At 42.9% G+C, this 685-nt stretch carries 2 protein-coding genes; both read left to right on the forward strand.

Features of this window, described 5'->3' with window-relative positions:
- Positions 1 to 261: hypothetical protein (locus tag KIV40_RS28945; RefSeq protein ID WP_285352672.1), on the forward strand; the 261-nt coding region annotated here is incomplete at its 5' end.
- 265 nt (positions 262 to 526) lie between these two features.
- A complete protein-coding gene (locus KIV40_RS28950) occupies positions 527 to 682 on the forward strand; it encodes a hypothetical protein (protein ID WP_285352673.1) in 156 nt (51 codons plus the stop codon).
- The last annotated feature ends 3 nt before the right edge of the window (positions 683 to 685 follow it).

The raw sequence follows: 685 nt of genomic DNA on the forward strand, positions 1-685 counted from the left end.
GAGGATCACGCGCTTCAGCTAGGCGTATCCTCAAGTGTGACAACGAACTATGGGCATTTAAGGCTCACCAGTGACAACATCAAAGAGGTGATGGATACCAATCTTAATGTCACAGACCGTATATATGGTAAGCGGTCAAACGCTATCTATATGTATGGCGGTGAAGAACGCAATACGTGGGAAAGTGACCAATGTTACCTGTACGGTATTAATGATGAGATAGGGCAACCTATGATTACGATTGTGTCAGATGGTTGCTAAGGCTTAGACCACAGTAATTACCGAGTTCAAACAGCGCTTAGTTGGCTACTATTGGCGTAAAATAGAGCCTGGACGCTTGGCATTTTTACGTCGAATGCTCAAGTGCTCCAGGTTCAATAATCACTTTATTGGGCTTTAGAATGATGCCTAAGTTGCGGTTTTCGTAATACTTTGCGCATTACTTTTACCCATCCATAAAAGGGGTATTTACCCTAGGTAGAAGTGCCCATCCCTCGTGGGCAGATGAATAGAAATTAGAGTAGTAATGAACAGTAGTTGGATGTCCTTTTTAGGACGTATTTTAATTGAACTGGTACCGACGCTCGCTATCGTGGGTGCTGCTGTATACTTGTTAGAGTTCCACTTATCACAACTTGTTGAATTAATGGGCTTCTCACTTCCTGTGCCTAAACTACCTTAGTGA

This window comes from Vibrio sp. D173a (assembly GCF_030248475.1).